The organism is Streptococcus sp. HMSC068F04, from assembly GCF_001837455.1.
Taxonomy (GTDB): Bacteria; Bacillota; Bacilli; order Lactobacillales; family Streptococcaceae; genus Streptococcus; species Streptococcus salivarius_D.
Window position 1 is genome coordinate 57962 of record NZ_KV832467.1, and the last position, 24816, is coordinate 82777.

At 40.0% G+C, this 24816-nt stretch carries 23 protein-coding genes; 19 read left to right on the forward strand and 4 right to left on the reverse strand.

Annotation, left to right across the window (positions count from 1 at the left end):
• The first annotated feature begins 23 nt into the window (after positions 1-23).
• From HMPREF2571_RS02935 to HMPREF2571_RS02980, 10 genes are all read left to right on the forward strand, one after another.
• Positions 24-1286 carry a UDP-N-acetylglucosamine 1-carboxyvinyltransferase gene (locus HMPREF2571_RS02935; protein WP_013991032.1) on the forward strand — a complete coding sequence of 421 codons (1263 nt, stop codon included), beginning with the start codon at positions 24-26 and terminating at the stop codon, positions 1284-1286.
• A 65-nt stretch (positions 1287-1351) separates the two neighbouring features.
• Positions 1352-1897: a GNAT family N-acetyltransferase gene (locus HMPREF2571_RS02940; protein WP_013991031.1), complete on the forward strand. Its 546-nt coding sequence runs from the start codon at positions 1352-1354 to the stop codon at positions 1895-1897.
• Entirely contained in the window at positions 1890-3170 is a 1281-nt protein-coding gene (gene spxR, locus HMPREF2571_RS02945) for a CBS-HotDog domain-containing transcription factor SpxR (protein ID WP_002884454.1), read from the forward strand. Before HMPREF2571_RS02940 ends, spxR begins: the two co-directional genes overlap by 8 nt.
• A gap of 40 nt (positions 3171-3210) precedes the next feature.
• Positions 3211-4071 carry a methionyl aminopeptidase gene (locus HMPREF2571_RS02950; RefSeq protein ID WP_004183173.1) on the forward strand — a complete coding sequence of 287 codons (861 nt, stop codon included), beginning with the start codon at positions 3211-3213 and terminating at the stop codon, positions 4069-4071.
• Position 4072: 1 nt separating this feature from the next.
• Complete coding sequence (locus HMPREF2571_RS02955) at positions 4073-5032, forward strand: YihY/virulence factor BrkB family protein (RefSeq protein ID WP_013991030.1); 960 nt, start codon at positions 4073-4075, stop codon at positions 5030-5032.
• A gap of 90 nt (positions 5033-5122) precedes the next feature.
• Positions 5123-5632, forward strand: coding sequence for a QueT transporter family protein (locus HMPREF2571_RS02960; RefSeq protein ID WP_002891556.1), 510 nt, complete (start codon positions 5123-5125; stop codon positions 5630-5632).
• A 50-nt stretch (positions 5633-5682) separates the two neighbouring features.
• On the forward strand, positions 5683-7641 hold the full coding sequence (ligA, locus tag HMPREF2571_RS02965; RefSeq protein WP_041817265.1) for an NAD-dependent DNA ligase LigA: 1959 nt from the start codon (positions 5683-5685) through the stop codon (positions 7639-7641).
• Between the two features lie 9 nt (positions 7642-7650).
• Positions 7651-8664 carry a diacylglycerol kinase gene (locus tag HMPREF2571_RS02970; protein WP_013991028.1) on the forward strand — a complete coding sequence of 338 codons (1014 nt, stop codon included), beginning with the start codon at positions 7651-7653 and terminating at the stop codon, positions 8662-8664.
• A gap of 467 nt (positions 8665-9131) precedes the next feature.
• The gene (locus HMPREF2571_RS02975; RefSeq protein ID WP_013991027.1) at positions 9132-10121 is read left to right on the forward strand and encodes a helix-turn-helix transcriptional regulator; all 990 of its coding nucleotides are present in this window, start codon (positions 9132-9134) and stop codon (positions 10119-10121) included.
• A 105-nt stretch (positions 10122-10226) separates the two neighbouring features.
• On the forward strand, positions 10227-11855 hold the full coding sequence (locus tag HMPREF2571_RS02980) for a membrane protein (protein ID WP_013991026.1): 1629 nt from the start codon (positions 10227-10229) through the stop codon (positions 11853-11855).
• A gap of 37 nt (positions 11856-11892) precedes the next feature.
• On the opposite strand, the gene HMPREF2571_RS02985 is transcribed toward HMPREF2571_RS02980, so the two are convergent.
• Positions 11893-12372 carry a QueT transporter family protein gene (locus HMPREF2571_RS02985; RefSeq protein WP_013991025.1) on the reverse strand — a complete coding sequence of 160 codons (480 nt, stop codon included), beginning with the start codon at positions 12370-12372 and terminating at the stop codon, positions 11893-11895.
• A 72-nt stretch (positions 12373-12444) separates the two neighbouring features.
• A complete protein-coding gene (locus HMPREF2571_RS02990; protein WP_013991024.1) occupies positions 12445-13272 on the reverse strand; it encodes an exodeoxyribonuclease III in 828 nt (275 codons plus the stop codon).
• Between the two features lie 127 nt (positions 13273-13399).
• Here HMPREF2571_RS02990 and HMPREF2571_RS02995 point away from each other — a divergent pair, with 127 nt between their 5' ends.
• The 3 genes from HMPREF2571_RS02995 (at position 13400) to HMPREF2571_RS03005 (ending at position 15717) form a co-directional block, all read left to right on the forward strand.
• Complete coding sequence (locus tag HMPREF2571_RS02995) at positions 13400-13732, forward strand: hypothetical protein (protein WP_013991023.1); 333 nt, start codon at positions 13400-13402, stop codon at positions 13730-13732.
• 87 nt (positions 13733-13819) lie between these two features.
• Positions 13820-14869, forward strand: coding sequence for an LLM class flavin-dependent oxidoreductase (locus HMPREF2571_RS03000; RefSeq protein WP_013991022.1), 1050 nt, complete (start codon positions 13820-13822; stop codon positions 14867-14869).
• Between the two features lie 95 nt (positions 14870-14964).
• Complete coding sequence (locus HMPREF2571_RS03005) at positions 14965-15717, forward strand: DUF4767 domain-containing protein (RefSeq protein ID WP_013991021.1); 753 nt, start codon at positions 14965-14967, stop codon at positions 15715-15717.
• Positions 15718-15799: 82 nt separating this feature from the next.
• On the opposite strand, the gene tehB is transcribed toward HMPREF2571_RS03005, so the two are convergent.
• Positions 15800-16678 carry an SAM-dependent methyltransferase TehB gene (gene tehB / locus HMPREF2571_RS03010; protein ID WP_013991020.1) on the reverse strand — a complete coding sequence of 293 codons (879 nt, stop codon included), beginning with the start codon at positions 16676-16678 and terminating at the stop codon, positions 15800-15802.
• A 776-nt stretch (positions 16679-17454) separates the two neighbouring features.
• Positions 17455-18726, reverse strand: a complete 1272-nt coding sequence (locus HMPREF2571_RS03015; RefSeq protein WP_013991019.1) for a matrixin family metalloprotease — start codon at positions 18724-18726, stop codon at positions 17455-17457.
• Positions 18727-18939: 213 nt separating this feature from the next.
• Between HMPREF2571_RS03015 and HMPREF2571_RS03020 the strand changes: the two genes are divergently transcribed.
• The 6 genes from HMPREF2571_RS03020 (at position 18940) to HMPREF2571_RS03045 (ending at position 24796) form a co-directional block, all read left to right on the forward strand.
• The gene (locus HMPREF2571_RS03020) at positions 18940-19677 is read left to right on the forward strand and encodes a LytR/AlgR family response regulator transcription factor (RefSeq protein ID WP_013991018.1); all 738 of its coding nucleotides are present in this window, start codon (positions 18940-18942) and stop codon (positions 19675-19677) included.
• 309 nt (positions 19678-19986) lie between these two features.
• On the forward strand, positions 19987-21165 hold the full coding sequence (locus tag HMPREF2571_RS03025) for a sensor histidine kinase (protein WP_004183121.1): 1179 nt from the start codon (positions 19987-19989) through the stop codon (positions 21163-21165).
• A 111-nt stretch (positions 21166-21276) separates the two neighbouring features.
• Positions 21277-22656 carry a hypothetical protein gene (locus HMPREF2571_RS03030; RefSeq protein WP_013991016.1) on the forward strand — a complete coding sequence of 460 codons (1380 nt, stop codon included), beginning with the start codon at positions 21277-21279 and terminating at the stop codon, positions 22654-22656.
• 162 nt (positions 22657-22818) lie between these two features.
• Positions 22819-23091, forward strand: a complete 273-nt coding sequence (gene rpsP / locus HMPREF2571_RS03035) for a 30S ribosomal protein S16 (protein WP_002884675.1) — start codon at positions 22819-22821, stop codon at positions 23089-23091.
• A gap of 11 nt (positions 23092-23102) precedes the next feature.
• A complete protein-coding gene (locus tag HMPREF2571_RS03040; RefSeq protein ID WP_002884680.1) occupies positions 23103-23351 on the forward strand; it encodes a KH domain-containing protein in 249 nt (82 codons plus the stop codon).
• A 161-nt stretch (positions 23352-23512) separates the two neighbouring features.
• Positions 23513-24796, forward strand: a complete 1284-nt coding sequence (locus HMPREF2571_RS03045) for a bifunctional folylpolyglutamate synthase/dihydrofolate synthase (RefSeq protein WP_013991015.1) — start codon at positions 23513-23515, stop codon at positions 24794-24796.
• Positions 24797-24816 lie beyond the last annotated feature (20 nt).

The window sequence follows — 24816 nt, forward strand, 5'->3', positions numbered from 1 at the left end:
CAGTATAAGAAAGATTGAACAGTATGCGTAAAATTATCATCAATGGTGGTAAGAAACTTCAGGGAGAAGTTACAGTATCAGGGGCTAAAAATTCAGTTGTTGCATTGATTCCAGCTATTATTTTATCTGATGGAGTGGTTACTCTTGACGGGGTACCAGCAATCAGCGACGTCGATAACCTCATTGAAATTATAGAGGTAATGGGTGGTTCTGTTAAGCGTGATGGCGAAACACTTGAAATTGATCCACGAGGCGTTAAGGATATGCCAATGCCATTTGGTAAGATTAACAGCCTTCGTGCTTCTTACTATTTCTACGGTAGCTTGCTTGGACGTTACGGACAGGCAACAGTAGGTTTGCCAGGTGGCTGTGATTTGGGACCACGTCCTATTGACCTTCACCTTAAGGCGTTTGAAGCGATGGGTGCTAGCATTTCCTATGAAGCGGAGTCTATGCGTATTGCGACTGATGCTGGTCAATGCATTAAGGGTGCTCATATTTACATGGATACGGTCAGTGTTGGAGCGACTATCAATACCATGTTGGCAGCAGCTAAGGCTGAGGGTCGTACGGTTATTGAAAATGCGGCGCGTGAACCTGAGATTATTGATGTAGCAACTCTTCTTAACAATATGGGCGCACGTGTACGTGGCGCTGGTACAGAGGTTATCACGATTGACGGTGTAGAGAGCTTACATGGCACTCGTCACCAAGTTATTCCAGACCGTATTGAAGCGGGTTCTTACATTGCTATGGCCGCGGCTATCGGTAAGGGAGTTAAGGTTAAAAATGTTCTTTATGAACACCTTGAAAGTTTTATTGCTAAACTTGAAGCAATGGGTGTTCGTATGACAGTTGAAGAAGATGCCATCTTTGTGGAAGAGCAAGGTGATCTAAAACCTGTTGACATTAAGACGTCGCCTTATCCAGGTTTTGCAACAGATTTACAACAACCGATGACACCGTTGTTATTGAAAGCAAGTGGTCGAGGAAAAATCATAGATACAATTTATGAAAAACGTGTGAACCACGTTCCTGAATTGGCTCGTATGGGAGCTGATATTCAAGTACTCGGTGGACAGATTGTTTATAACGGTCCAACGCAACTCTCAGGTGTACCAGTAAAAGCTAGTGATTTACGTGCGGGTGCGGCGCTTGTTACGGCAGGTCTTATGGCAGAAGGTCAAACTGAAATTACCAATATTGAGTTTATCCTTCGCGGGTATTCAAATATCATTGAGAAACTTTCTGACCTTGGTGCAGATATTCGTTTGATTGAAGATTAAGTCTAAGGTTCAACCCCTAGTGGTTGAGCCTTTTTCCATTTCTAAAACTGTGTTATAATACTATCATGGATATTTGGACTAGTCTGGGTGCTTTTGCCTTTTTTGAGTCGGAGCGCCTTTCTTTTAGACCACTCATCTTTTTGGATCGTTTTGATTTACACGAAATTGTATCAAATCCTCAGAATCTACAATTTTTCTTTCCTGCCACTCAAACACAGCATGAAACGGATTGCCTTTTGGTCCATTATTTCATGAAGGAGCCTCTAGGTGTATGGGCCATTGTAGATAAAGAGTTAGATAAGATGATTGGCGTCGTTCGTTTTGAGAAGATTGATGTCCAGAAACGGACTGCAGAGCTTGGCTATTTTCTGAATGCCTCTTACTGGGGTAGAGGTCTAATGACTGAGGCGGTTACCTGTCTGTCAGATTTGGCTTTGACAGCTATGGGAATGGATCGTATTATCCTTATTGCACATTTGGAAAATAAGGCATCGATTCGTGTAGCGGAAAAATCTGGCTTTAAACTTGTGTCTCGCTTTAAGGGAGCAGACCGATACACTCGTACCATGCGTGATTATCTCCGCTTTGAGAAGGAGGAGAACTGTGAGTAAACATCAAGAAATTCTAGATTATCTTGAGGCCTTGCCTATCGGTAAGCGTGTTAGTGTGCGTAGTATTTCGAATCACTTACAGGTTTCTGATGGAACTGCCTATCGAGCAATTAAAGAAGCTGAAAATCGAGGGTTGGTTGAGACACGTCCTCGGAGTGGGACGGTTCGAATTGAAAAGAAAGTCCAAGTTCGCCTTGACAGGCTGACCTTTGCGGAGATTGCAGAGATTACAGAGTCTGAGGTTATCTCTGGTCATGAAGGTCTGGAACGTGTCTTCAGTAAGTTCTATATTGGAGCCATGACTATTGAGAATATCACCCGTTATCTAACCAAGGGAGACCTTCTTATTGTTGGGGACCGTGAGGATATTCAATTGCTTGCCCTGGAACACAATAATGCTATTCTAGTGACGGGGGGCTTTCAGGTTTCCGATAGGGTAAAAGAGCTTTCTCGTTTGAAGCAATTTCCGGTCATGGTAACAACATACGATACTTTTACCGTGGCAACTATGATTAACCAGGCGCTTTCGAATGTCCGCATCAAAACAGACATCAAGACTGTAGCTCAAGTCTATACCAGACGAGAAGACTACAACTACATGACTCCAGAAATGACGGTCAGGGATTTTCAGAATTTGGTTAAACGGACCAACTTGGTACGTTTTCCAATCTTATCTGAGTCTGAAAAAGTGATTGGGATTGTGACCATGCGGGATGTGTCTAATCAGCAACCGACGACCATGCTTAAGGCAATCATGACCAAGCCGACGGTGACACGACTTGAGACTAGTCTGGCAACTGTTGCCCAAAAGATGATTTTTGAAGACTTTGATATCATTCCTGTTGTGGACGAAGAAAAACACTATCTAGGTGTCATAACCCGTCGTCAGGTTTTGGAAGAACTTCAGGACAATAATCGTGGCAACTTGCATACCTTTAGCGATCAAATGATAGCTAACCTAAACCAGGACAAGCATGCTTTCAGCTTTGAGGTAGAGCCCACTATGATTGACAATTCTGGGAACCTCACTCAGGGTGTTCTTGCAGAGATGGTTAAAGAGGTTGTCTATCGTATCATGGAAAAGCAGGAGCAAAATGGTCTTGTGATTGAAGAGATGATGTTTTACTTTCTTCAGGCGGCTCAGATTGATGACAAGGTGACGATTACACCAAGTATTATCGCTGAGACCAGACGTAGAGCTCATCTGGACCTTATGGTTACACACGGAAATCATACCGTCTGCAAATCAGTCGTTGTGGTTAAGAAAACTTAGTAACTAAAAAAATAAAGATATAAAGAAAACGGAGAAAACAATGATTACATTAAAATCAGCACGTGAAATTGAAGCAATGGATAGGGCAGGGGATTTTCTTGCTAGTATTCACATTGGTCTACGTGATCTCTTGAAACCAGGCGTAGACATGTGGGAAGTAGAAGAGTATGTGCGTCGTCGTTGTAAAGAAGAAAATGTTCTTCCCCTTCAGATTGGTGTTGAGGGAAGTATTATGGATTACCCTTATGCGACATGCTGTGGCCTTAATGACGAAGTGGCACATGCCTTTCCACGTCACTATATTTTGAAAGACGGTGACCTCTTGAAAGTTGATATGGTCTTGTCAGAACCTATTGATAAGTCTGTTCTCGATGTGTCAAAATTGGATTTTGATAATGTTGCTCAGGTTAAAAAATACACGGAATCATATTCTGGCGGTTTGGCTGACTCATGTTGGGCTTATGCGATTGGAACGCCATCTGACGAAGTTAAAAAACTTATGGAAGTAACACGTGAGGCTATGTATCTTGGTATTGAACAAGCGGTAGTCGGTAACCGTATCGGTGATATCGGTGCAGCTATCCAAGAATACGCTGAAAGTCGTGGTTACGGTGTTGTTCGTGATTTGGTTGGACACGGAGTTGGGCCAACAATGCACGAAGAGCCAATGGTGCCAAACTATGGGGTAGCTGGACGAGGTCTCCGTCTCAAAGAAGGAATGGTTTTGACTATCGAGCCAATGATTAACACTGGTACTTGGGAAATTGATACTGACCTTGAAACGGGTTGGGCTCACAAAACTCTTGACGGTGGACTTTCATGTCAATATGAGCACCAATTTGTTATTACTAAGGATGGTCCAGTAATTTTGACTTCTCAAGGCGAAGAAAGAACTTACTAATATGAAACGACAAGGCTTAATGGCCCGTCTCCTGGATAAACTCCAGTGGCGCCCTTTGCAGGTTTATCTTAGGCATTATCGTAGTGCAGAGATAGACATTTCGACTATCGCAGTGGCTTACTATCTCATTTTGACGGTTTTTCCGCTCATAGTCATTGCGGCCAATGTCTTTCCCTATCTGAATATTGATACGACAGATCTCTTGAAGTTTATGAATGAGCACCTTCCTAAGCAGTTTTATGCACCTGCAGCCAACGTTGTTCAGGATATCTTCTCGACACCTTCTGGACAGTTGCTAGGAGTTGCCTCTTTGACGGGATTCTGGACTATGATTAAGTCCTTGTCTTCACTTCAAAAGGCGATTAACAAGGTATATGGTGCTTCAGAACACCGTGATGTCTTTATTAGTCACATTATCGGTGGTTTCATGAGTCTGGTAATCTTATTCCTGCTCACCTTTGCACTAATGCTGTCTACGATTATTCAGTCGGTCCTTCGAGTTATCAATCAGACCTATCCTATTGGTTCCAAGATGACTCAGCTTATTTTAAATAGTATCCAACCTCTAAGTATTGCAGTTGTCTTCCTGGGAATGATGGTGCTTTATTTCGTGCTTCCAAATGTGAAGATTCGAAAAATACGCTATGTTATGCCAGGGACTATCTTTACGACTTTAGTGATTGGCTATTTAAGTAACTTGTTTGGAACCTATGTGATTCGTACCTTGAGTCGATTGGTTGACATCAAGTTATTTGGATCCATTATGATTTTCGTCTTCATGCTTTGGTTCATCTTTTTGGCCAGGATTTTGATTTTGGGTGCCGTCTTTAATGCGACCTATCAAGAGCTTAGACAAGGTGAACTAAAAAGTAGAAGAGGAGATGTGATTACTATTATTCAGAGTTTTTCTGGAGATGGTAGTGACAGCAAAAAACACAAAAAACATGAGGATGATTCCTAGATGATAAAAAGAGCTTGGTGAGATCCAGGCTCTTTTGACGGGATTATTGATTTTTCGTAGCTAATAAAAAACATTGATTATGGAGGAAAAATGAAAAAACAAACTGTTCGTGATTTAACACATATTGCTATTGTGGCGGCCCTTTATGTGGTCTTGACTGTCGTGCCACCTTTTAACTTAATTTCCTATGGTCCCTACCAGTTCCGAATTGCAGAAATGTTCAATCTTTTAGGATTTTATAATCGCAAGTATATCATTGCCGTTACTTTGGGCTGTGTGATTGCTAATTTCTTTAGCTTTAACATGATTGACGTGGTTGTTGGAAGCCTATCAACATTGGTCTTTGTCGGTTCAGGTGTTTATTTCTTTGATCGTTTTAAAAACCAAGACATTTTGGGTGGCCTTTTTGACAAGGCTCATGTTTTCTTTGCCTTTTACTTCTCATTCTTCATGGTGACGATTGCGGCTGAGTTGACCCTAGTTACTCAAGCACCATTTTGGGCAACTTGGTTCACGGTTGCTATGGGAGAATTGGCTTCACTCTTGGTTGGTGCAATTCTTATAAAGAAATTGGCTAAAGTCATTGATTTTGTTTCCTAAATTAACGTCTGTAAAGGCGTTTTTTTCTGCTTTTATGTTAAAATGTTCCTATGGAAAAACGAATGAAAGAGCTGGTTGCTAAACTTAACCAGTATGCAAAAGAGTATTATACGGAAGATAATCCATCGGTGTCAGACGCCGACTATGATAAGCTCTATCGAGAGCTAGTAGCTTTGGAAGCCGAGCACCCTGAATATGTTCAAGCAGATAGTCCTACGCATCGTGTGGGAGGTCTGGTTCTTGATGGTTTTGAAAAATATCAACATGAGTATCCGCTTTATAGTTTGCAGGATGCTTTTTCACGAGAAGAACTGGATGCCTTTGATCAGAGAGTGAAGGCCGAATTTCCTAATGCTGATTATATGGCTGAACTCAAAATTGATGGTCTCTCTATCTCGCTGACCTATGTGGATGGTGTTCTTCAGGTAGGTGCGACACGTGGTGATGGTTCTATCGGTGAAAATATCACTGAAAATGTCAAGCGTATCTCAGATATTCCTCTCAAGTTGGACCAACCGCTTAATATTACCGTTCGTGGGGAGTGTTACCTGCCACGGGCTGAGTTTGAACGCATCAACATCCAGCGTCAGGAGAATGGTGAAGCCGAATTTGCCAATCCACGTAATGCAGCAGCCGGAACCCTTCGTCAGTTGGATACCAAGGTGGTTGCAGAGCGTCGTTTGGCGACTTTCCTTTATCAGGAAGCGAGTCCAACGGAGCGTCTCACACAAAATGATGTCTTGAATGAAGTGGCAGAACTAGGTTTCTCTGTTAATCCACGACGTATTGTCACATCATCGATGGATGAAATTTGGGACTTTATTCAAGCTGTCGGTCAGGATCGTGATGACTTGGCTTACGATATTGATGGCGTTGTTATCAAGGTCAATAGTTTAGCCATGCAAGAAGAGCTAGGTTTTACAGTTAAGGCACCACGTTGGGCCATTGCCTATAAATTCCCTGCTGAGGAAAAGGAAGCAGAGCTTCTCTCAGTGGACTGGCAGGTAGGTCGTACGGGTGTAGTAACACCGACTGCTAATTTGACTCCGGTGCAATTAGCGGGGACAACGGTAAGTCGAGCCACCCTTCATAATGTGGATTATATTGCTGAAAAAGACATTCGTATCGGTGATACCGTTATTGTCTACAAAGCTGGTGATATTATCCCTGCAGTACTTCGTGTAGTGGAAAGTAAGCGTACAACGCAAGAACCAATGGAAGTACCGACGCAATGTCCATCTTGTGGTAGTGGCCTCTTACATTTTGAAGATGAAGTTGCCCTACGTTGTATTAATCCTTCTTGTCCTGCTCAGATTAAGGAAGGCCTCATCCATTTTGCCTCTCGTGATGCCATGAACATCGCAGGTATGGGACCTTCAGTGGTTGAAAAGCTTTTTAAAGCTGAATTGGTTAAAGATGTGGCTGATATCTATGGTTTGAACAGTCAAGATTTCCTCCAATTGGAAGGTTTCAAGGAAAAGTCTGCTGAAAAACTTTATGCAGCCATTCAAGCCTCAAAAGAAAATTCTGCAGAGAAATTGCTCTATGGCTTGGGCATTCGTCATGTCGGTGCCAAAGTTAGTAAGCAGTTGCTAGAAGCTTTTGGCAGTATAAAAGAGTTAGCAAGTGCAGATGTCGAGGCAATTGCTGCTGTAGATGGTTTAGGAGGGGTTATCGCCAAATCCATCCAGCGCTATTTTGCCAAGGAAGAAGCTCAAGTTCTTATGAAAGAACTGGAGACTTATGGAGTTAATTTGTCCTACCTTGGGCAAAAGGTAGCAGATGATGCCATCCTATCTGGTAAGACAGTTGTTTTGACAGGAAAATTGGAGCATCTTAAACGTAGTGAAGCAAAGGCAAAATTAGAAGCTCTGGGTGCTAAGGTGACAGGTTCTGTCTCTAAGAAAACAGATTTAGTAGTTGCTGGTAGTGATGCCGGAAGTAAGTTGGAAAAAGCACAAAGCCTAGGAATTGACGTAAAAGATGAGGCTTGGTTGCTGGATTTATAGGAGTTCAATATGAAACAAAAACGTGCCCGCTTAATTTATAATCCAACATCTGGACAAGAAATTATGAAAAAAAATGTTGCCGAGGTCTTGGATATTCTGGAAGGTGCTGGCTTTGAAGCGTCAGCCTTTCAAACAACACCAGATGAGAACTCAGCAAAAAATGAGGCCACTCGTGCAGCCAAAGCAGGCTTTGACTTAGTTATTGCTGCAGGTGGCGATGGAACAATCAATGAGGTTGTTTCTGGGATTGCCCCACTCAAAAAGCGCCCACAAATGGCGGTTATTCCAACGGGGACAACAAATGACTTTGCACGCGCTTTAAAGATTCCAAGAGGGAATCCTGTAGAAGCAGCCAAGGTTATTGCTAAAAATCAAACCCTTCAAATGGATATTGGTCGTGCCTATGATGACAAATACTTCATCAATATTGCGGCTGCGGGTTCCTTTACGGAACTAACTTATAGTGTGCCTAGCCGCTTAAAGACAGTGCTTGGTTATTTGGCTTACCTTGTTAAGGGGGCAGAGTTGCTGCCACAAGTTAAGAAGGTTCCTGTCCGCATTACGCATGATGAGGGTGTCTTTGAAGGTGGTCTTTCCATGATTTTTGTTGCCTTGACCAATTCAGTTGGTGGCTTTGAAACGATTGCCCCAGATGCTAAACTGGATGATGGTAAATTTACACTAATCATGGTTAAGACAGCCAACCTCTTTGAATTGGTAGACCTTATTCGTCAGGTTCTCCAAGGTGGTAAACACATCTACGATAAGAGAATTTCCTATATCAAAACGAGCTCGCTGTATATTGAGCCTCTAAGTGATGATCGTATGATGATTAACCTCGATGGCGAATACGGTGGTGATGCACCTATCCAGCTTCAAAACCTTAAAAATCACATTGAATTCTATGCAAATATTGATGAGATTTCTGATGATGCCATCACTCTTCCAGATACAGATGAATTAGCTCTTGAAGCCATCGCACAAAAATTCAGTACAGAAGCTGAAAAAATTGAGAATGACTAATGTTAAACCATTAAGCAACCTAAGACAGGTTGCTTTTTAAGTATTTCTGTAGAAAATGACGCTTTCATTTGTTACAATAGAAAAAACTGGGAAATTGTTATATAGAATATTTAGAGGAGTAGATGTTTAATAAAGAAAGTGAACGTTATTTAAGTGATGATCATCGAAAGAATGGTGATTAGGCTTTCGAGTCGGCTTTTAGTAATCAAGGGCCAGAGTTTGAATCTGCTTTTCAGGAGGAAAAAGCTGAAAAGCGACATTTCTTTTTGACCCTTGTTTTGCCATTGATACTCTTAAGTGTGAGCTGGATGTCGGTCTTCTTTTGAGTATAACGAAAAGAAAAAGGACTATTATTTGAGCTATAATTCTGTGGATCGTGGCCACTGGTGATGACTATCTATGATAATTAATAACTAGACAGCAATTTTTTAGTAATAAGAGGTTTGATTATAAAGGGGGATTTTATAATGACAGCATCAAAAACCAAACGTCTCTTGTACTTTATGTCCGAATTGGAAAAGGGAAATGACATTTCAAAAACGGACTACCTAGCTCGCTTTGGTATCAGTGAGCGTACGCTTAAAGAGGATGTGAGTGAGCTCAAGGAGAATTTGACTGAACTCCGTCCAAATATGAAGGTTAAGTATTCCAGAAAAAACGGTTCCTACCATGCACAGTATGAACAGGGCTATGGTAACCTTAAATACAATCAGGCAGTTATCCTATCTAAGATTCTTTTAGAGAGTCGTGCCCTTCGAAAGGATGAAGTAGCAGAGATAATCAACATCTTTGTTGAGAGGGCTGTAGACGACAAGGAGCGCAGACGTATCAAGCGATTGACTGAGCTAGAATTAGATAGTTATCAAGAGCTTAAGATTTATCAGGAACAAGATAAGTCACTCTTACCGGCTATTTCAGCCATTTTCGATGCCATTGTGGACCAACGTCCATTGTCTTTTAGTTACCGTAAGCCAGGAGAAAAAGTGGAGGAATATAAGGTTTTTCCAATTTCAGTCATTTTTGACAACCACTATTTCTACTGTATTTCTTACAAACTGGATGACAACCTTACTTGTGATTATCAGTCCTCTGAAATCCGTTATTTCCGTGTGGATCGTTTCCAGACCATTCATAAATCTGAAAATGATTTGGCTTTCACGCTCAGTCCAGAACAAAAAAACCGTCTTATTACAGATGAGCAGGTACGTTATCAGGCTTTCTCAATGCTTTCTGGTAACGAGTGGGCTCGAATTACCTTTGAGTATAAAGGACTTTACCGTGATGTCTTGGAATCCGATATTCCAAAACTTAAATTACTTGAGGAAAGCACTAGTGATGGTGTTGATCAGGTCTGTTATGAGATTGAAACTTTTAGTTTATTAGGTTTTCAAAAGTATATTCAACGCTTTGATGGGGATTTTGTGTTCCTCAAGATTGAAGCAATAGATAACAAATGAAAAGGTATTCGGTTATCCGAAGGCCTTTTTAAATCTGACAAAAATAGTACGACTGTGTTAAAATAGGAGTACGGAAACGTTATCATTTCCATAAGGAGGGAAAATATGAAAGAAAAGAAAAAAGAAATGCAAAAACAAGTCTTAACTCTTTTAGGAATCTTGATTTTTGCCTTTGTCAATGTGTTTATCTTTGATAATAAGATGGGCGCTGGTTTTTCTGCCTTCTCAACTATCACCCTGATGAGTATTGGACTCTTGTCTAAGCGCACCAGTCTGCGAGTTTTGGCTATTATTTCCTATCTCATCAATGTGGTAGCAGCCGTTTTTGGTTTCAACTACGTTGGTTTTCTAACGGCAGTTCAAGCCATTGAACTTATCTTCGTTATCTGGTATCTTTACCCACGTGACACGTTTTTGAGACGAGATACAACTGATAAATACACTTACCGCTATCGTTGGATTCATTTGCTCCTGACGGTTTTGATCTCAATTGGGGGTTATATCGTTTTTGCAGTTGTTTCTAGTATTTGGAATGGTTCCTTCCTAGAATACGGTGGGAACACAGCTCTTATCTTTGCCATGCAATATTTACTCTTTTTGAGTATCACCAAGTCAAGGCAAGATGAACCGACCAAGGTTGCCCATTTGTTCCAAAAGGAACGCCGTACTAAGGAAATGAAAGCGGCAATAGAGGCCGAACGCCAAGCCAAAGAAAGAGCACTTGCACAGGCCTTCGAGGTACCTTTAAAGGCACCTAGTCAAACGGCTGCAAAATTTGGTAACAACATGATTAAATTTGCATCTGTCTGGCTTTTAGTAATGGATATGTCCATCTTGGCATATTTCTTCCGTCCAAATGATGTTGGCTTCGGGTTTGGTGCCTTCTTTGTACTCTTGACCATTGTCTTGTCCTTGATTTTCAAATCTGAGGAAGACAAGGAGGATGTTTTCTCTATCATCTATCACAAGGTCCGTCCTATTCAACCTATTTTCTTCATTTTACTTTTGATTGCCCATGCACATAAGTTCAGCTACGGTGCTGCTTACGCTCTCTTGTTCTCAGCTGCTTATTTCTTCTGGGCTATCAATAAGATTAATATGAAGACCCTCTTGACCTTTACAGTCATCATTTATTTCTTCCCAGTCTTTGGTTATCTCTCTAACCCATACCGTCTGGGTGCTGAAAATCTTAAGATGGTAGGTGAACTGGTGACAGATCGTGAGAAGTCTAATACCTTCTATCTCGGTCACTATTGGTCACTTCTAGGTCTACAGAGTGATGGTGAATATGAAGGAGTCCCTACTTCTTGGCAGGCTGCTAAGTTCGCTGATATTCAGACATTCTCTGATGATAGTGACATTACTTCAGGCGTCTTCCAAGTGAATAGTCACAATGATTATGATTATGATTTGCATTTAACAAATAACAAGGGCACCATTGAAGTCACAACTGGCTCTGGAAAAGATAAGAAAGAATACCAGTTCACAGACTTTGCCAGAACCTATTATCGATATGAAAAATTGAAAAAAACGGATAACCAAAAGCGTTATAAAGATTTTTACAAGGTAGGTACTGTTTCGACTGAATTGGGAACTTATAATCTTTACCTCGAAATGAATCAAGATTGGGTTGATGAGTATCAAAAAGATCCTACTAATGTTGACTACCGTTTGCTTATCTCTGGTGACAAATTGACACCAAAAGAAGCTTACGAAAAAGCTTTTGATTACTAAAAAATATCTCTGCACATTGCAGAGATATTTTTGTTTGTCAGTCTTTATATCCTCGTTTAGCCAACTCTCGTACAAGGACAGCTCCCAAGATTGAAGGAACTAATTGTCCCAGGAGGAGATTAATAACGAGAGCAAAATAAGGAAGTTTGAGCAAGGCACTAAGCCAGATTGGTACCACTAAAGCAGGAACGAGTAGGATTGGAAGGATGATGAACCAGCTAGATAACTTGGCTTTACGGATGAGGTAGATGCTACCAGTTGTTAAAAAGCTAGCACAGAAACCACCAACCACGTCAATCAATCCCAAACCTCCAAAAGAGTTTGCGATGGCATTAGCCAGACTAATTGGGAATACCAAAAACGGGAAGATGTAGGTTAATCCATATAAAGCGGTAGCCAGACGCATTTGAACCGCACCAAATGAAATGGCTTGAGAGACAAAGAGGATAGCGATGTAAAGAGCCATCATAATAGCTGACAGAACGAGCTTTTGAGTGGTATTAAGTTTGGTTTTCATAATTTCTCCTTAATTGGGCATAGTAAAAGAGTAGCAGGTCTACTCTTTTTGTGATTTAGGTCTAGAGTTATTTTATAAATCAATCTCTAAGACAATAGGTGTGTGGTCTTGGCGATCACCAGAGTCAATCATGTCTGATTTTGTGACCTTATCGGCAATACGATTTGAAGTCAACCAGTAGTCAATCCTCCAGCCTGTATTGTTGATTTTAGATGTTTTACTACGTTGGGCCCACCAAGTATAGGCTCCTGTAATGTCGCCATTGAGGTGACGGTAGGTATCTGTGAAACCTTTGGCAAGGAGGTTAGTGAAACCAGCACGTTCTTCATCAGTAAATCCTGGTGAACGACGATTACTTGAAGGATTAGCCAAGTCGATTTCCTTGTGGGCAACATTGTAGTCACCAGTCGCAAGAACTGGTTTCTGAGCGTCCAATTCAGCTAGGTAATCCGCATATTTTTCGTCCCAGATTTGACGTTCAAGCAGACGTTTGAGGCCATCACCAGCGTTTGGTGTGTAGACCTGTGTCACAAAGAAATTGTCAAATTCGAGAGTGATGATACGCCCTTCACAGTCCATGGTTGAAGGTGCTCCGATTTCAGGATATGTGATGATTGGTGTCAATTCTTTTTTATACAAGAACATGGTTCCAGCGTAACCTTTACGGGCAGGTTCCACAGATGAACGCCAGGTATTGTCATAGTCAGGGAAGTAGTCTTCTAAGATTTGCAAATGTTTTTTAGTCGGACCTTTAGCAGATAGTTTTGTCTCTTGAATTGCAATGATATCTGCATTTTCAGCGACCAAGGTATGGATAACTGCGCGTGATAGTTGAGCGCGAGCAGAGTCACTAGTAAGAGCGGCATTTAGGGAATCAATATTCCAAGAAATTAATTTCATGTGTACAGTTTCCTTCTTTGAATTGTTCCTATCTATTGTAGCAGAAAATAAGATGTCAGGCGAGTTATGGGATTGATAAGAGAAGCTAGGAGGAGTATACTAATCTTAGATTGAGAGGTACATATTAATGAAAAAGCAATCATACATTTATTACATGTTTTGGGTTCTCTTGTTGATACAAATCATTCTTACAATCATGATTTGGTGGTCACAGGGAATTATTCTTCCACTTGTCATTTTTCCAGGGATGAGTGTCTTCTTTTTATTTTACTTAAGGTATCTCTTAGGCTACAACCTTAAGCAATCTCCCTCAGAACCCTTATTTGTCCTCCGTAGGTATGGCGTTGGAACTAGTTTAAATCCCAAAAATCCCCTAGGCTATAAGATTAGTCTCCTAGTGGTCATGGGTGCTTTAGTTCTCCTTTTCTGCCTAACCCTATTAGCCTTTCTTGGAAAATAGAGTCTTAGGCTTTTTTATTGGTAATTATTACTAATTAGAGATAATGTTATTCTAATAAAAAATAAAGAATTACTGGAGGAAAGATTTATGACGATTGAACTTGGCATTTCAACTTTTGGAGAAACAACCCTCCTAGAATCGACTGGAAAAGCTATCTCTCATGACCAACGTATTCGAGACCTCGTTGAAGAAATTGAATTGGCGGATCAAGTTGGACTAGACATTTATGCGATTGGAGAGCATCACCGTGAAGATTTTGCAGTGTCGGCACCGGAAATTGTTCTTGCAGCAGGTGCTGTGAATACCAAGAAGATTCGTTTATCTAGTGCAGTAACCATTTTGTCATCTATTGACCCAGTTCGTGTCTATCAGCAGTATGCAACCATTGATGCTCTGTCAAATGGTCGTGCAGAAATCATGGCGGGTAGAGGCTCTTTTGTTGAGAGTTTCCCACTTTTTGGCTATGATCTTTCAGACTATGATGAACTTTTCAATGAAAAACTAGACATGCTTCTGGAAGTGAAAAAGCAAACGAATTTAACTTGGCAAGGTAAGCATACTCAATCTGTTGACAATCGTCCTGTGTATCCGCGAGCAGTCCAAGAAGATTTTCCGGTATGGGTAGCGACAGGTGGTCACATTGAGTCGACCATTCAAATTGCAGAAAAAGGTCTGCCAATTGCCTATGCTACAATTGGAGGAAATCCAAAGGCCTTTGCAAAATTAGTTGAGGTTTATAAGGAAATCGGTGCTCGAAATGGTTATTCGGATGAACAACTTAAGGTGGCTGCCCATTCTTGGGGTTGGATTGAAGAAAATAATTTCCAAGCGATAGAGAATTATTTTTATCCAACAAAACAAACAGTGGATAACATTGCTAAGGATCGCCCACACTGGTCTGAAATGACTAAAGAGCAGTACTATGCTAGTGTTGGACCAAACGGAGCCATGTTCGTTGGGGACCCTGCTCACGTTGCCCAAAAAATCATTCGTATTATTGAGGATTTACAGCTAGATCGCTTCATGCTTCATCTCCCAATTGGTTCTATGCCACATGAAGATGTTCTAAAGGCTATTAAACTTTATGGTGAAGAAGTGGCGCCGATTGTTCGTCGTTATTTTGAAAATAAAGGATAATAGGTTGAAGGTAAAACTCAAGTTCTCTCTACTATTGTCATCATCACTGTTCTATGATAGGATGGAAGATAATTGATAAAGAGAAGAGGAAAATTATGCGAAAGCTGTCAGAAGCAGAATGGATAAGTCGTTTTGAGCAAGTTCAGGGGCGTAAACCGAAACCTGATGAACTACAATTAGCTTATCAGTCTGGCCTTATTGGAATCTCGAAAAATTATAACTATATCTATATTCTTCTGGGGGCTCTAGTAGCGATCGTCGTTGGCATTGGCTTGACTCTAGTCTCTAGTTCAATGAAGAACGTCAAACAGACCAAGTCATCTGCCACAGTGGCTAGCTCGATATTTTCATCGACAGAGAAGGCTAGTGCCACATCAAGTACTTCATTGGCCGGAAATACGAAGACAAGTGAATCTAGCAGTGCAAGTATTGACACACCTGATGCTAACCATGCCAAGGAAGCCTATACTGAAAATCCACGTTGGACCAATGACAAAGCTAGTCGACTTGCTAGTTTGATGGTTTCTTGGGGCAATCAGATGAATCAGCCTGGATACAAAGAAATTACCAATGAAGCCTCTTCCTTGCCTATCCGTTGGATGTCAGACCATAACCAGACTGTGGATGCTACTTATGCTGCAAATGGTAATAGCAGTTCTGAGTATACCATTGTTTCGGTTTACGAGAGATGGGAAAATGTATCTGTTCACCGTTATTTCTTCACCATTAAAAAAGATGGGACTCCCTTTGTGCTTTATTCACCAACTACCAATGGTGGTGTCTATTATGTCAAAGAAACAGAAAATGCAGACCTTAAATCAGGATATGCAGATATTGTAAACAATTAAAAACTAGGAATCCGACTGGGTTCCTAGTTTTTACTTTGAAGACAAGTCAAGCTGTGCTCAGCTCGTCTGCAGTCATTCGCTCTTATTTAACCTTCTTAGCTAACATGGTTGCAAATTGAAGAGCTATGGGATTGCCATATTCATCCAAACGGTGAAGGTGACCAAGATTTTCATTATACTTGACTAACTCCCAGTCACTATAATAATTTTTCAACTCACCCTCTTCAAACGTAAATGGGAAAGGCATGGTACAAGGGTGTTTCTCGGTATCCATGGCACAAACAATCAGATTGTAACCACCTACGACAGTACGCTCTTGCATATTCTTGATAATAGCCGGAATTTGATCCGGATCAAGGAACATAAAGACTACTGTTGAGAGGATGAAATCAAAGGTCTCAGACTCAGGAAGGGCAGCAACATTGATATCGTAGTAGCCAGCTCTAACATTGTAATTTTCCTCATCTGCAATCATTTGGATGCGTTGTGTAGCTTCGTTATTAACATCAACGGCTGTAACATCATGCCCAAGAGATGCCAAATAAAGAGCGTTACGGCCATGACCACAGCCTAGGTCAAGGGTGCGACCAGGTTTGATATGGCCAGATTGGACAGCTTCAAGAACCTCGGAGTGGGCCCTAGTGTCATACTTTTTAGCCATGTAGTCCTCAGGCTTACAGTAAAAAGAAAGATAGCATTCCAAATCATCTGAAGCAGCAGCGATGCGATGCCAAGCTTGTGGTTCAACAAAAGGAATCTCTGTCTCGGGGGTAAAGAGGTGCTCGGCAGTAACCTCTCCCTGTTCGTCTAATTCGTAGAAGTGAAGAGATCCCGATAGAATGGTCAATTTAGCCCAAGTTCCCACCTTAGTATTGTGTTTTTGCGTCACCATTTCCGGAAGTGTTGTAGCTGTCCAGTTTGGTAAACGTTTGTAGCAAAGAAGTTGCTGATCTATAGTCATTTTATGAGTTCCTTTCAAACGGTATGGCTCTATTATAGCAAAAGTATGGAAAAAGAAAAAAAGCCTAGCCGGGTGAGCTAGACGCTTTTCTTGTGAGAGATCTGATAATCTAGGAATGGGAAAAGTGTTTGGGGAAGATAGTTATAAATGTTAAGAAGGGTTCCTAGACTATTTAGAAAATGTTTATGAGAATAATAAATTTTAAATGACAAAACGCTTATCTACAGCTCATTATATCTCTCTTTACATTATCTATTGTACCAAAAAAAACCAGAGAAAACTTACATATATCAAAAATATGTAAGAAACAATCATGAACAGTCATTTTCTGGTCTTGAATGGTAATTTTGTGAGAATTATTTTGAACGATTACTAATCTAGTGAGCTAATACCAACGACTATGTGCTTTAATAGACTAAAAAACGCCTAGCTGCTGTTGCTAGACGTTCTTTATTAGGAGAGATCTGGAAATCTAGGAATGGGGGAAAAGTGTTTGGGGAAGATAGGTATAAATGTTAAGAAGGGTTCCTAGACTATGTTATTCTGTTTATGAGAATAATGAGCAAAAACTAACAAAGTTGAGTTCTATAACTCATCCGGTCTCTCTTTACATTTTCTATTTTACCAAAAAAAACGAAGAAAATCTTACGTATTTTTAAAATATGTAAGAAATAATCATGAACAGTCATTTTCTAGTCTTGAATGGTCAACTCACCTGTATAAAAAAAGCAGAACCTGATAGGTCTGCTTATGAATTGTAGTAATAGTGTAAGAACTTAGACAATCTTGCTATAGAGTTTCTTAACATTGTTAATATCAACAGGTTGGATACTTGTCTTACCACCTTTAGGTTCCATTACAGAGGCAACGGCACTGTTGTGCTCAAGTCCAATTGAGTGTCCTAATTCGTGTTGCGCAGTGTTAAGGAGTTTTCCACCATTCTTTTGATAATAATTGTTTTGAACATGGAAGGTATTCAAGTAAACAGTAGCATTACTATATTGCTTTGTTGGGAGGTAGTAAGTAGAGTAGGTAACCCCAAGAGGAGCTGCTACATTACCTTCATAACGTTCATCAGCAATGATGTTAGCTTTTTGTTTATCGTTAGTGAGCAAGAAATTAAAGGCACCAGTGTTATTCCAAGAAGTGATAGCTTGTTTGTAGGCGTTCACGATTTCAGGATTCTTAGCATTGATGAAGACTGTTGCTTCCTTACTTGACCAGTGAGGAGTGTCGTAATTCTCTTTTACCAGTTCGTTATTCTTTTGCCATACTTGAGCAACTCGGTCCACTGGTTTAGCAGGTTGGATAGGAGTGGCTTTAGGAGCTGTAGGTTTAGTGACAGTCGTTGTTGGTTTCTTAGGCTGAGTTGTAGGTGTTTTAGGTTTGTTAGCGACTGTGGCCACTTTTTTAGGTTGACTAACAGCAGGAGTTGATTGTTTAGGTTTCGGTGTAGCTGTTGTCGTTGGTTTTGTAGAAGGTGTTAATGGTTTTGGAATATAAGTAGATAGAATCTTATGAACGTTACCATTATTAATTTCTGTTGACACCCATGTAGCACCATCATTTGACCAGGTTTGTGCTTGAGCAACAGTTTCGGTCTTTGGTTCAGCTTGATTTTCTACAGCCTTCTGATTGCTATCTGTATTTGTCGGAATTCTAGTCTCATAGGTTTTGCTGCCAGTCTGGCTGTCGACAGTACTATTAGCTGTTTGACTATCTTGTTTCAATTCCTCAAAAGTCGTAGTATTTGCGGGAGTTTGTTCATAGTCATTTTCATGTGTATGAAGACCATCCACAGAGGTATGTGACACAGTAGTCACAGTAGTAGGTGTTTCACTAGATACACCTGTTTGAGCGATGATATTTGTATTTGTAGCTGTTTCAAGTTCGGAAAATGTCAGAGCCTGATTAGGATCTGAAACATAGGTTTGATCCGCAGAGGCATGCTGAGGACTTCCCACAAGAAAAGCACTAATGATACCGACAGTTGCAAGGGTCAAGATGGTCTTTGTCTTAGTCCCTTGTGTTTTAAATGAACGTAACATAACTTTCTCCTTTTTAATATCAAACAAAAACAGTTCTCATGATAACACCTAAAAATGAAGATGAAATGACAAGGAGATAACAATTGTTTTATAAATGAAATGTGGTGAGTTAAAAAGATTTTATGCTGTAAAAAAAGGAATATTATCCGATTAATTATGATAAAATGTTAGGTAGGTATATTAAAGTATATTAGAAAGAAAGAGGGAAATAAGATGCTTTCTATTATCGTCCTTGAAGATGATGCCTTGCAGCGTCATCGTGTTAGTCGTTTATTGGACGAAGCAGTTGAGGAGTCGAAGGCCGTTGTTGATGGGATTACCTTTTATGAGCAGGGTCAGGAATTGTTAGATACTGACAGGGACTCAGGTAAATCCATGGTTTATCTTTTGGATATTGACCTCAAGAATCAGACCAAGCAGGGACTAGATATTGGCTTGGAGATTCGAAAAGAAGATTTAAAGGCACAAATTGCTTTTGTAACGGCCTATTCCGAATTTATGCCTTTGACCTTTCGTTATAAGATTCAAGCCCTTGATTTTGTAGATAAATCCATGGACGATGTGGATCTTAAGAGAGCCCTAGTAGAACTATTAGATTTTGCTCAGTCACAGGTTGAACAAGAAACTAAGGCTCAGAGCCTAACTGTCAAAACAGATAAAAATGATGTCAATCTTCCTTATGAAGATATTTTATATATTGAGACAGCTCCGGTACCCCATAAGTTGATTGCCCACACCAAGTTAAACTTGGTAGAATTCTATGGAAAGATTGCAGAAGTAGCAAAGTTGGATGACATTTTCTTCCAAACGCATCGCTCCTTTGTTGTCAATATTAGCAATGTCGCCAGCGTTGATCGTACAGCTAATATGGTATTTTTTGAGGGTGATGAGTCTTGTCTGCTCTCGCGCACACGTAAAAAGGAATTTTTGGAACGGTTGAAAAACCGTTAAAGTTTTAGCTCTCCTTTTTTCTTTAATTGTTATTGAAATTTTTCTGAAATTAGGGATAACTATTCAACTTTATCTCATTTATTATCAGGAATTATGATAGAATAGCAGTATGACCTTTTGTTGTTTATTTAGAATCTTTAGAAGGAAGTTGCTAACCATTAAATGATACTCAATTTACAAATTGCATTAGAGTTTCTTTTGCATTTCATCGTTATACAGTGGATTTACGAAAAGACTAGCCTGGTTAGGATACCACGTATGATTCTTCCTATTGCGTTCCTAGTTGAATGTATAGGGGGAATACTGGGGATGTCATATAATGTCGGTTTGTCCTTTATGACACCTTTCTACCTTCTTTTCTATGCTTATTTCTATGGCAAGGAAAGAACCACCAATATGTTGGCATTTTATGCCTTCTATCCTCTTGTTCTTTATCTTTTGATTTTTAATGGTTATGCCTACTTTTTGATGCCGGGATTTGGTATCACATCGGATTTTCTTAACAAAAGTTATCTTTATTTTATTTTCTTTGACCTTTTAATTATTCCAACATTTGTTGCTCTTTCCAAACTTCTTAATATTGATTTTAAATATTTGAGGGTCTTGGAACGAGATCGCAAATTTGGTCGGATTATGTTCTTCACTAACTTTGTTTTGATTAGTTATGTGATTCTGAACTATTCCGTAGTTGTGGCTTCGCGTTTCTTTGATTTGTACTATGCTGGCCATATTATAACCTTGATTGGATATATTGCGATTCTTTATGCTGTTTACAGTGTCAATAGATATGCAGATGAGTACTTTGAAAATGAGCGAAAAAAAGAAAATCGTCGTCACTTGGATGACCTAGAGAAGTATTCTGAGCAGGTTGAAAGCCTTTACGAAACGTTACGCAGTTTCCGTCACGACTATACTAATGTCATGATTTCGCTTAATGAAGCCATTCAGATGAAAGACATTGACCAGATTAAGATGATTTATGACAGTGTCCTTAAAGATTCTGCATCAGATCTGAATCAGCAAAAGTTTGATTTAGCAAAACTAACACGAGTGACCAACATGCCACTCAAGAGTCTTCTATCATCTAAATTGGCTGAAGCTTTTGATAAGGGAATTCAATGTCATGTTGAGGTTGAAGAAGGTGTTTTCTTCACAGAAGTGCGTGCTCTAGACTTGATTACAATCATATCCATTCTTTGTGACAATGCTATTGAAGCTACTGTATTGGCAGATAAACCAAAATTATCTATTGCTATCTTTAAGATGGGAAATCAATCAGTTATTGTTGTTGAAAATTCAACTAAGGAAGCTTATATTGATGTAACTCCTTTGAAACAAAGAGGATTTTCAACAAAAGGAACAGGTCGAGGGTTGGGCTTGGCAAATATCGAAGAGATTCTCTTTAGATACGATAATGTCACGCTTGAAACGGAATCAGCACAACACCGTTTTGTCCAATTATTGTCTATTACACCAAAAGAAGATTAATGGGGATTTAATAAGAATTTTTAGAATTCTTGTTAATCCCTATTTTTATGTTAAAAAGTATGGTAAAATAGGGAAGTTAATCATGTGTTTTTTAATTCAGGGGGATTTATTATGTTGAAAGACGAATGGTTAGAGTACTTTGAGGCTGTGAATGGCCGAAAACCAAGACCAATCGACTTTAAAGAAGCCTTGGAACGAGGAGAGTTTGTTCTCTCTGAAGGTGCAGAGGCTAACCAAGTAGCTGATCAAGGAGAAACATCAGCTGACCAACAGTTTGAAGAAGAAACCGCAACTGCCAGAGCGCTAGCCCAGTCTCAGAAAGAGCGTGACAACGCGCAAGAGGCCATGGCAAATGCGGCCCAAGAAAAGAGAAAGGCCCTATCTCAAGAGACTGTTGGTCAAGTAAGAACCATTCAGTCGGGCCGTCAGGCTGAGGATATTCAAAAAGAAGAGGAACAACGCAAACGCGTCGCAGAGGCTAAGGAGCGTTTGGCAAGTTATGCGCCAACCCGTCCAGATGTAGGAAATCATTCTGTTAATACCTCGAGTGAGCCTAATCAATCTATTCCAGTTTTCAGTAACCAAGCACAGCATCTTGGATTGTCTGAGGATTTGACAAAACTTGATTATAAGGAAGAAAAAGCAGCTAAGAAGATTGCTCGTCAAGCTGCTCGTGATAAGAAAAAGGCTGAAAAATTAGCTGCTAAAGCTAAATCTAAGGAAGAACAGACAGTTGCCAAACTAGAAAAGAGATTGGAAAGTCAGGTTCGTCTTCTAGAAACGATTCAAAACGCTAATCAAAAATCGCAAAAGGCCAAAAATTGGGGTAAAGGAACCTTGATTTCTAGTCTTGTTGCTGTTGTTTTGATGTTGCTTGTCGGTGGTGTCTATGGTTTTTGGCGTAATGCTTCGGGGAACATTGAGGGGACTTGGGAATTAAAATCGTCTAAGGTCTTGGACGAAAATTCTGGAAAGTTAACCAATGCTCTGAAAGAACATGAAGATAAAGATGAAATTTACGTCTCTTTCCTTAAAGTTGATCAGTCTAATAATTTACAAACACATTCTTACTTTTATAAAAAAGGTGAGGAGGATCAGCCTACTTTTACAGCTTCAGATTATTTGAAGGAATATCAAGTTGTTGATCAGTGGAATAAATCAATCACCTATACTAAAGAAGTTTCAGAATTTAAGCGTGAGTTAACTAAAGTTGTCTCGCAACTTTATCCAAATGCAGATAAGAATCTAGTAGATTACTATATTTCGGATAACGTAGATAACTACCGACTCTACCGTAAAGGGAAACGCACCAAGTCCTATACTGTAAATAAAGATACCTTGGTTGTTTCCACCTACAACGAGGATGGCAAGTTGACCAGTCGTGATACTTACGAGAAAGTGTCGAAGGTAGCGGCTAAGGGTTTAGAAGCTGAATATGCTGAAGCAAAGGTAGCTTATGAAAAAAATCATAAGACTACGACTAAGAAATAGTCGAAAAGGAAGTTAGAGTTTGACTCTAACTTTTTTTGTAGAAATTTTAAGTCTGTCAAGTTTTTTTCTTGACACATAAAAATGATATGGTATACTAGTTAAGGTCGAGGGGCGATAAGTGCCCCCACCATAATAAAAAACTAAAGAAAAGAGATATTAAAAATGGCAGTAAAAATCCGTTTGACTCGTATGGGTTCTAAGAAAAAACCTTTCTACCGTATTAACGTTGCAGATTCACGTGCTCCACGTGATGGACGTTTCATCGAAACAGTTGGTACTTACAACCCACTCGTTGAAGAAAACCAAGTAACACTTAAAGAAGAACGTGTTCTTGAGTGGTTGTCTAAAGGTGCACAACCTTCAGATACAGTTCGTAACATCCTTTCAAAAGAAGGCGTTATGAAGAAATTCCACGAATCAAAATTCTCAAAATAATTTTTTAGCCTATGGATACCATTGAAAATCTTATTATCGCTATCGTTAAACCTTTAATTGCTTCACCAGATCAGTTGACCATCAAAATTATTGACGGTCCTGAGTTTTTGGAGTACCATCTTGATCTTGCCCCAGCCGATATTGGGCGTGTTATCGGGAAAAAAGGACGTACTATTACGGCGATAAGAGCGATTGTCTATTCGGTACCTACTCAAGGTAAAAAAGTTCGTCTGGTTATTGACGAAAAAGAGAAAGCTTAAGAGGTGACCCTAGGGTTGCCTTTTTTGCATATTTTGGTTATACCTAGAAGTCTTTGGTATAATAAGAGCGTCAAAGCATTAAGCTCAAGGAAAAACTAGAAATCTAGTTTAGAGGTCAGCTTGATGACTAAGTTGAAGCAATAGCCTAAAAAGGAGTAATTATGACTTATCAGGAAGCGTTGGATTGGATTCATGGACAATTAAAATTTGGCATCAAGCCTGGCTTGGAGCGTATGGCTTGGATGCTTAAAGAGTTGGGAAATCCACAAGATAATCTCAAGGCTGTGCATATCGTGGGAACAAACGGCAAAGGGTCTACAGTCAATGCCCTACAAACCATTTTTACCCAGGCGGGTTATGAGGTTGGAACCTTTACCTCACCCTATATTATTGACTTCAAGGAACGAATCTCTCTTAATGGTCAGATGATTTCAGAAGAGGACTTACTTGACCTGGTTAATCGTGTGAAGCCTGTGGTTGAACGTTTACCAAAAGAGACAGAGCATGAAAATGCGACAGAGTTTGAAATTATCACAGTCTTGATGTTCCTCTATTTTGGTCAGATCCATCCTGTGGATATCGCATTCATTGAAGCGGGAATGGGTGGTCTTCATGATTCGACTAATCTCTTTAAGCCCTTGGCAGTCCTATGTCCTTCGATTGGTTTAGACCATCAGGCTATTTTGGGAAATACCCATGCTGAAATTGCAGCAGAAAAAGCCGGTGTTTTGAAGAATGGGGCTCCCTTTATTTATGCGACTGACCGTCCTGATGTTCGAGATGTTTTCGAGAAGAAGGCGCGTGAAGAAGGGTCTAAGACCTATGAGCTGGGAAGAGATTTCACAGCTGAAGGGTCAAGCCACTCCTTTGATTTTACCTATGGAGAGCAAAGGTTAGATAATATAGCCTTGGCTATGGCCGGTCAACACCAAGTAGCAAATGCTAGCTTGGCTATCATGGCTTCTTTATTGCTTCAAAAAGATTATCCTAAAGTAACGCCTGAACTCATAAAGGATGCCCTGGCTCATGCCCATTGGCGAGGTCGAACAGAATTTTTAAGACCTAATCTCATGATTGATGGTGCTCATAATAATGAGAGTGTTAAAGTTTTGATTGACTTGTTGCAATCAGAATATGCAGATAAGGAGATTGAACTTCTCTTTGCAGCGATTGACACCAAGCCTATTGACGGCATGCTTGCCCAACTAAAATCGGTTGGTGACTTGACTGTAACGAGTTTTGACTATCCAAACAGTGTTAAATTAGATCAATACCCAGAGGCTTATAAGCAGGTACCAGACTTCAAAACATGGATTAAAGAACATGTGACGACTGACCATAAGAAACTTTATGTGATTACGGGATCTCTATACTTCATTTCTCAGGTCAGAAAATGGATTTTAGAGCAGTCAAGTGATGTTCAAGACTTGAAAGATAACATTTAGTGGCGTATAATAGCCCTCGT